The organism is Rhodovulum marinum, assembly GCF_004343075.1.
In the GTDB taxonomy this organism is placed as follows: domain Bacteria; phylum Pseudomonadota; class Alphaproteobacteria; order Rhodobacterales; family Rhodobacteraceae; genus Rhodovulum; species Rhodovulum marinum.
Genome location: NZ_SLXP01000028.1, coordinates 1 through 8,293 on the forward strand (window position 1 = coordinate 1; position 8,293 = coordinate 8,293).

General features: G+C 66.3%; 3 protein-coding genes and 2 pseudogenes. 2 read left to right on the forward strand and 3 right to left on the reverse strand.

The genetic code is table 11. The features are described 5' to 3' along the window. Positions 1-93 precede the first annotated feature (93 nt). Positions 94-2,112 (reverse strand): annotated as a pseudogene (locus EV662_RS19195) (RecQ family ATP-dependent DNA helicase); the annotation flags it as partial. Between the two features lie 298 nt (positions 2,113-2,410). Between EV662_RS19195 and EV662_RS19200 the strand changes: the two are divergent. Continuing rightward, a complete protein-coding gene (locus tag EV662_RS19200; protein WP_132466489.1) occupies positions 2,411-4,462 on the forward strand; it encodes a DEAD/DEAH box helicase in 2,052 nt (683 codons plus the stop codon). 109 nt (positions 4,463-4,571) lie between these two features. Then, positions 4,572-6,728 carry an esterase-like activity of phytase family protein gene (locus EV662_RS19205; RefSeq protein ID WP_132466492.1) on the forward strand — a complete coding sequence of 719 codons (2,157 nt, stop codon included), beginning with the start codon at positions 4,572-4,574 and terminating at the stop codon, positions 6,726-6,728. Between the two features lie 384 nt (positions 6,729-7,112). Here EV662_RS19205 and cobD read toward each other — a convergent pair whose 3' ends face one another. Both cobD and EV662_RS19215 read right to left on the reverse strand, forming a co-directional pair. Continuing rightward, entirely contained in the window at positions 7,113-8,081 is a 969-nt protein-coding gene (gene cobD / locus EV662_RS19210) for a threonine-phosphate decarboxylase CobD (protein ID WP_132466495.1), read from the reverse strand. Positions 8,082-8,091: 10 nt separating this feature from the next. Next, positions 8,092-8,293: pseudogene (locus tag EV662_RS19215) on the reverse strand (adenosylcobinamide-phosphate synthase CbiB); the annotation flags it as partial.

The window sequence follows — 8,293 nt, forward strand, 5'->3', positions numbered from 1 at the left end:
ATCCGGAGCCGCTTCGCCGGCCACACCAGCCGTAGCGCCAAGACCCCTCATGCACTAAGACTGAAACCGGACCACTTCATCGGGGCAGGTCACCGTCTTGACGCGGGTGTCGTCGGTGGCGCTGTCGCGCAGGAACTCGCGGTCTTTCTCTTCGCGGACGATCTCGCCCGCGGTTGCCACCACCTCGCCGCTGTTGCGGGTGCGTTCATCGATGCGGCGCAGGGCTTTCAGGATGGCGCCGATCTCGTGGCTCGCAAGGCGCGAGCGGGCCGTGAGGGTGAACTGCCGTTCGACATCGTCGGAATGATACAGCAGCACGCAATCGGCGGGCTCCCGGTCGCGTCCGGCCCGGCCCGCTTCTTGCAGATAGTTTTCGAGCGAGCCGGGAATGTCGGCATGGACCACCAGCCGGATGTCGGGCTTGTCGATGCCCATGCCGAATGCGTTGGTGGCGGCGATCACCCGCAGATCGCCCACGCGAAACCGCTCCTGCACCGAATGCTTGTCGTCTGGGGTCAGACCGGCGTGGAAATGCTCGGCGGCAAGCCCTTGTTGCTTGAGGAAAGCCGCAACCCGCTCGGTCTCGCTTCGGGTCGCGCAATAGACGATGGCCCCGGATTTCCCGTCCTCGGGCAGGTGCTCGCAGATCACCGTCAGGATATCGCCAAGCTTGCTTTCCTTGCTGGTCGGGCGCACCGAAAAGGTCAGGTTGGTGCGCGTGGCCCCGCCATCGAACAGCGCGAGCTCCACGCCCAGGCGGTCGCGGAAATGCGTAGTGATGTCGCGTACCACTTCGGGCTTGGCCGTGGCGGTCAGGCACAGCACCGGCGCGGGCGGCGCATCGCCGGAAAACTCGCGGATGAAGCGGCCGATATAGCGGTAGTCGGGTCGGAAATCATGCCCCCATTTCGACACGCAATGCGCCTCGTCAAGAACCCAAAGCCCCACTTCGCGCTGCGCCAGCACCGAACGGACCGAGACGGAGCGCAGCTGTTCGGGTGAAATCAGCAAGATTGCCGCCTGACCCAGCCTTACCCGGTCGAGCGCGTCCTGCCGCTCGGGCATCGACAGCATCCCGTTGATGGTCACCGCCGAGGATATTCCCGCCCGCTCCATCCCCTGCACCTGATCGGCCATCAGCGCCACCAGCGGCGAGATGACCACCGTCAGCGCCCCGGTCTTGTCATAGAGGCTGAGCGCCGGAACCTGGTAACAGACCGATTTCCCCGTGCCCGTGGGCAGGATGCCGAGGACATTCGCATGTGCGATCGCCTCGGCCACGATGACTTCTTGCAGCGGACGCCCCGCGCTGTCCGCCGGCTGGGGCCTGAAGCCGTTGAACCCGAACCACTTCTTCAGCGCCCCAACGGGGTTGTTCATGTCGGCGCACCAGGCGCAGGCAGGGTCGCCGCAATTAGTGTCGCGCAGATCGCGCACGATCAGCGCCGCTTGCGGAAAGGCCGCCCGCACCCAGGGCGGCATCACCGACTCCCCGCCCGCGACCGAGATCCAGGCCAGCGCATAGGCCATCGGCCAGCCCGATCGCGGGTCCGACAGCGCCTCGATCGCCTTCCCGACCTGCACGCCGCAGGCCTTTCCGGCAAGGAGCGCCCGGATCGCCGCAAACGCCGCGGCGCGGTCGGGCTGCCGCGCCTTGCGGATATGGGTAAAGACCGCGTCGAAGCCCTCGCCCCGGTCCATGCGGGTTGCAAGGTAATGATAGGCGACCAGGGTTTCGGGGGATTGCTCGCCAAGCTCGGTCAGCGCTGCGATCTGGTTTTCCAGCACCTCGAACACCAGCCGCGCATCGCGCTCGGGATCGTTCACATGTCCCGCCTGCAGACGCCCGTCATGGTAGTGCTTTACGAGGTGGTGGTAAGGATTGCGCGGAAAGGCCAGGGGATTGAGCCAGAGCGTGTCGATCGGCGCGGCCATCTTCTCGAAAAGCCGTGGCCGTGCTGCCAGCAAATGCTCGATATCGTGGCGCAGGATGTTGTGGCCGACAATATGCGACGTCGTGCCGAGCGCCTTTTCGAGTTGATCAAGCCCCTGATTTATATTGCCCTTCGCGACAACAACGGCAGGCCCCTCCCCGAACCGCACTGCTGCCATGTCGAAAATCTCGGCGGTCTTGGGATCGACCTCGAGGTCCACCGACAAACAACGCTCGAGCAGAGGCGTCTTGTCCTCGCTCTTCGATCTCAGGAAACCCAGTAAGCCATCAAGCCACTGAAAGATAACGGGTTCCCATGAGATTAGAGTGCCCCAACCGGCGCCGCAATAGACTGCCGCCCGGGACATGAAGCGACACGTCAACGCCCGTTGCAGTTCGTTCCAGATGCTCCTTGCGGTCTATACAAAGCCGGCAAACACCCTTATTGGCGGGGTCTTCTTTCCTTCCAGGTGATCTATGCAGGATTTCTCCGGACTGCCCGAAACGCTGTCCAAGGCGTTGGCCGCCAAGGGCTACCTCGAACCGACGCCGGTGCAAGTGGCGGTGACACAGCCGGAATTGGCCGGGCTTGATCTCCTGGTGTCGGCGCAGACCGGTTCTGGGAAAACGGTCGGCTTCGGATTGGCGCTTGCGGCTGATCTGTTGAACGGGGAGGGGCGATTTGATCGCCCGGCGGCACCGCTGGCCCTGATCATTGCGCCCACGCGGGAACTGGCCATCCAGGTGCAGCGGGAATTCGACTGGCTGTTTGCAGAGGCGGGGATCGTCACCGCGTCGTCTGTCGGTGGTATGGATGCGCGCACCGAACGCAGGGCGATCGAGCGCGGCGTGCATGTCATCGTCGCCACGCCCGGTCGCCTCCGGGACCATGTGTCCCGGGGCGTGATCGACCTGAGCGACGTGAAGGCGGTGGTCCTCGACGAAGCGGATGAAATGCTCGACATGGGGTTTTCCGAGGATCTCGAATTCATCCTCGATCACACGCCGGACAGCCGCCGCACCCTGCTGTTCTCGGCGACGGTGCCGCGCGGCATCGCCAAGCTCGCCCAAACCTACCAGAAGCAAGATGCGCGGCGGATCGAGGTCGGCGACAAGGACGCCCAGCACGCCGACATCGCCTATCTTGCGCTGTCCGTGGCGCCGTCGGATATCGAAAAGGCGATCATCAATCTGTTGCGCTATCACGACGCGCAGACGGCGATCGTATTCGCCAATACCCGCTCGATGGTGGCGCGGCTGACGGCCAAATTCTCCAACAGGGGGTTCTCGGTCGTGGCCCTGTCGGGAGAGTTGAGCCAGTCCGAACGCACCCACGCCTTGCAGGCGCTTCGCGATGGCCGCGCACGGGTCTGTATCGCCACCGACGTGGCGGCGCGCGGCATCGACCTGCCCGGCCTTGAACTGGTCATCCATGCGGATCTGCCCTCCAATGCGGAATCGCTGTTGCACCGCTCGGGGCGGACAGGGCGCGCCGGGCGCAAGGGAACCTCGGTGCTCATCGTGCCGGGGCGTCAAAGATCGAAGGCACAGCGCCTCTTGCGATCCGCCAATCTGGAGGCCGACTGGGGCACGCCGCCCTCGGCCGAAATGGTCCTCGCGCGCGACGAGGAAAGGCTGATGTCCGATCCCGCCTGGGCCCAGCCGCTCGGCCCGGAAGAACAGGGCTTCGCCGAGCGTCTGTTGAAAGCCCATTCCGCCGAAAAGATCGCGGCGGCCTACTTGCGGCTTTACCGGGAGCGCAACTCTGCACCGGAAATCCTGGGCGATCTCCCCGAGCCGGGGGCGCGCAAGGCGCGCGCGCCTGCCGCGTTCGGGCCCAGCACCTGGTTCTCGCTGTCCCTGGGCCGCAAGCAGCGCGCCGAGCCGCGCTGGTTGCTGCCCATGCTGTGCCGCAATTGCGGGCTTTCGAAGGACGCGATCGGGGCCATTCGCGTGCAGTACCAGGAAACCTTCGTCGAGATCCTGACCGCGGCCGTGCCCGCCCTGAAGACCGAACTGGGCCCCGACCTCGAGATCGAACAGGGAGCGCGTCTTACCGAATTGCCGGGCATTCCGGACTTCGGCGCCTCTCCCATAGGTCCGCCAGCCACACAGGACGCCCCGCAAAGCGCATCGCGTCCGGATGGGAATGTCGACAGACCGCCCCTCGACACCCAGCCTGCAGAACAATCCAAACCTGCCGCACCCGCGCAGGCCGAGCGGCGCAAGGGAAAACCCGATGCGCGACAAGAGGCTGCCGGCAAGCACAAGGCGGGCAAGCCGAAGCGTGGAAAGCCGAAGCAGGGACAGGCCAGAAGCCAAGGCGCCAAAGACAAGGGGCACGAAGGCCATAGCGCCCTGCAGGACCAGAAGAAGCGCAAGAATGCCGTTGATCCGTCCAAACGGATTGGGCCACCTCGCGCGTCTGACAAAGGTGGTCCGGACGGCGCCAAGCCGAAACGGTTCAAGGCGCGCGCAGCAAAGGGGCCGGATGCGCGCCCGATGAGGAAACCCGCGCCGAAACCGTGAACGGGTCCGGTCCGGGCTTTCGTCACAAAACTGATACGCGACTGCTACCTGCTCGTTACCAAGTGGCGCCATGGGTCTCGGGATAACCGCATTCCAAACGGGGATTCCGATGACCGCACGCCTTCTGGGCCTGACCTCGGTTCTGGCGCTGGCCGCCGCGACCGCGCAGGCCGAAATGAACTTCAACCGCATCGCCTCTTTCCCGGTCGTGCAGAACATGGCCGAAGGCGACGACATCTCCCGCGAAAGCTCGGCCGAGATCATCGACGCGACCGCGGACGGCATGACGCTGGTCTATACCGACAGCCCGCTGGGCGTGCTGGGCCTGATCGACATCACCGACCCGTCGAACCCGGCCCCCAAGGGCAACATCGCGCTGGATGGCGAACCGACCAGCGTCGCGGTGATCGGCACGACGGCCTTTGTCGGCGTGAACACGTCCGAAAGCTATACCGATCCCTCGGGAAAGATGGTCGCGATCGATACCGCGACGGGTAACGTGATCGGCGAATGCGCGCTGGCCGGTCAGCCCGACAGCGTGGCGATATCCCCCGATGGCGGCTTCCTTGCCGTCGCCATCGAGAACGAGCGGGACGAGGACCTGAACGACGGCATGATCCCGCAACTTCCCGCCGGGTCGCTGCAGATACTGCCGCTTTCGGACGGCGCGCTGGATTGCGGAATGATCGCCTCGGTCGATCTGACCGGGCTGGCCGAGATCGCGCCCGAGGACCCCGAACCGGAATACGTCTCTATCAACGCGGACGGCGAGATCGTCGTAACCCTGCAGGAAAACAACCACATCGTGGTGGTGTCGAAAGACGGTGAGGTGCTGTCGCATTTCTCCGCCGGGGCCGTGAATCTCGACGGCATCGACGCCACCGACGAACGCGGCGCGCTGATCTTCACCGAACGCCAAGAGGGCCGCAAACGCGAACCCGACGCGGTCACCTGGATCGACCCCGACCATTTCGCGACCGCGAACGAGGGCGATTACCAGGGCGGCTCGCGCGGCTGGACGATCTTCCACCAGGACGGCACCGTGGTCTATGACAGCGGCACCAGCTTCGAACACGCCATCGTCCAGATCGGCCATTACCCGGACAAGCGGTCGGACGCGAAAGGCGTCGAGCCGGAATCGGTGACCTTCGGCAACTTCGGCGGCACGCCGATGGTGTTCGTCGGCGCCGAGCGCGCGTCGGTCGTGGGGGTCTACGACGTCAGCGCCCCCGCGGCCCCGGTGCTGAAACAGCTCCTGCCCTCGGGCGTGGGCCCCGAAGGTTACGTAGTGATCCCGTCGCGGGGGCTGCTGGTGTCCGCCAACGAGGCCGACCTGATCGAGGATGGCGGCGCGCGGGCGCATGTGATGATCTTCGAATACCAGGACGCGCCGGCCGTCTATCCGCACCTGACCAGCGCGGGCATGGACGAACTGACCGGCTGGGGCGCGATCTCGGGGATGGCCGCCGATGCGGGCGGCGTGGTCTGGGCCGTGAACGACAGCTTTTACGGGTTCCAGCCGACGATCTTCAAGATCGACACGACGCAGACGCCCGCCCGCATCGTGGACGCCATCCGCATCACCCGCGCCGGTCATCCCGCGCAGAAGCTGGATGTCGAGGGTATCACGTTGGATGGCGAGGGCGGGTTCTGGCTGGCGTCGGAAGGCCGCACCGACCGCGTGGTGCCGCATGCGCTGTATCACGTCAACGCCAAGGGCGAGATCGAGAAAGAAATCGGCCTGCCGCCCGCGTTGATGGCGGTGGAGACGCGCTTCGGCTTCGAGGGCATCACCAAGGTCGGCGACACCCTGTGGATGGCCGTTCAGCGGGAATGGAAGGACGACCCCGAGAACCACGTGAAACTGGTCGCCTACGACACCGAAACCGGCGCGTGGGGCGCGGTGCGCTATGAAAAGGCGCAGCCCGAAACCGGCTGGGTCGGCCTCAGCGAAATCACCGCCCATGGCGATTTCGTCTACGTGATCGAGCGCGACAACCAGCTTGGCACCGCGGCGGTGACCAAGACGATCTACCGCATCCCGCTGGCCGAGATGGTCCCCGCGCCGCTGGGCGGCGACCTGCCGGTGGTGTCCAAGGAACTGGTGCGCGACCTGCTGCCCGACCTGACCGCGACGGGCGGTTATGTGCTGGACAAGGTCGAGGGGCTGGCCATTGCCGAGGATGGTACGATGTGGGTATCCACCGACAATGATGGCGTGGACGATCACTCGGGCGAGACGATGTTCTTCGCGGTCAAGCCCTGAGCCTTTGGGCTGGCCGACCCGGACGCAGCCGGTGATCCGCAAGGTGTGGCACCGGCTGCGCGCCTTCCAGGCGACAGCTTATGCAGGTCGTGCTTGGTACAAGCCATGGATTGGCTGAGATGAAGGCAGACGGTCCGAGAAGGGGCCTGAACCGGCACGCATCGCCGCGCGCGGGCATGCGCCCAAAACCCGGAAAACGCCCGCGGCACCCCGAAACGGACCCGGACCCCAGGCGTGCAAGCAGAGCCGGGCAGGTGCTGAATGCGATGGGGTTCCGGATCGGGGTGCAACAGCCGCCATTCCCGGGCTGACCTTGGGACAGTGATATGCCGCAGGGTGCTGCGGTGGGTCTCGGTCACTCTGACAGCCGCGGCCCCGGTTGGATCATGCCAGCGCATTTTCCAGCCGGGTCCATTCCTCGGGCGTTCCCGGCAGGCCCAGGCGAAGCCAGCGGGACGACCAGGGAAATACCCGCGACCAGATATGCGCACGGGCAAGGCGTGCTTGCGCGGCCTGCGCATCGGGTGTGTCGTAAAGCCGGAACAGTGCCGTGCCGCCGACAAGGCGCCACCCGCCCTGCACGGCCAGCGTATCCAGCCGTGCGGTTTCACCGGACAGGCGCGCGATGCTGGCAGCGCGCCAGGGGGCATCGGCCAGCGCCTGCGCGCCGATCTCGAGCGCGGGGCCGGACACGGCCCAGGGCCCGGCCAGCGCCGCCATGCGGTCGAGATGCGCCCGCGCCCCAAGGGCAAAGCCCAGGCGCAGCCCGGCGAGACCGTAGAACTTGCCGAAGGAACGCAGCACGATCACGTTGGGCGGGCAGGCCCCGGGCAAAAGCGACAGGTCAGGGTGCGGATCGGCAAAGCTTTCGTCCACGACCAGCAGTCCCACCCGCGCAGCGACCGCGTGCAACGCGTCGGGCGCATGGCATCGCCCGTCCGGATTGTTGGGATTGACCACGACCGCCACCCCGGCCCCGTGCAGCGCGCGGGCGTCATCCACCTTCTGGACCTGCCGCCCGGCCTGCGCAAGGACGCCGGCATATTCGTTGTAGGTCGGCGTCAGGATCCGCACCGGACCGGCGGGGGCCAGTGCGGGCAACAGCTGGATCGCTGCCTGCGCGCCGGCAAGCGGCAAGACCGGCCAGTCCGTGCCATAGGCGGTGCGCGCGGCCGCGACCAACGCGTCAAACGCCGGCCGGCCGGGCAAGTCGCGCCAAGCCCGTTCGGAAATGACCGGGACCGGAAAGGGCACGCGGTTGATCCCGGTGGACAGGTCGATCCAGTCGCCGGGCTGCCCACCGAAACGCCTGATCGCTGTGGCGAGGTCGCCGCCATGGTCGCGTTTGGTCATCATGCGTTCCTCATGCCACCAGGGACAGGGCGGCCAGCGCCACGCCCAGCCCCGCCATCCCCCGCAGATAGACCCCCAGCCCCCGCGACAGCGCCCGCGCGTCGGGATCGGGCGCGCCGGGGTTCAGCCAGGGGTCGTCGCTGATCCCGCTGCCATAGGTCCGCGGGCCCGACAGCCGCACGCCAAGCGCGCCAGCCATGGCCGCCTCGGGC

Bases quoted from the DNA above. Each gene is read 5' to 3' on its own strand.
- EV662_RS19200 (WP_132466489.1), top strand. From the start codon at position 2,411: ATGCAGGATTTCTCCGGACTGCCCGAAACGCTGTCCAAGGCGTTGGCC.
- EV662_RS19205 (WP_132466492.1), top strand. From the start codon at position 4,572: ATGACCGCACGCCTTCTGGGCCTGACCTCGGTTCTGGCGCTGGCCGCC.
- cobD (WP_132466495.1), bottom strand. From the start codon at position 8,081: ATGACCAAACGCGACCATGGCGGCGACCTCGCCACAGCGATCAGGCGT.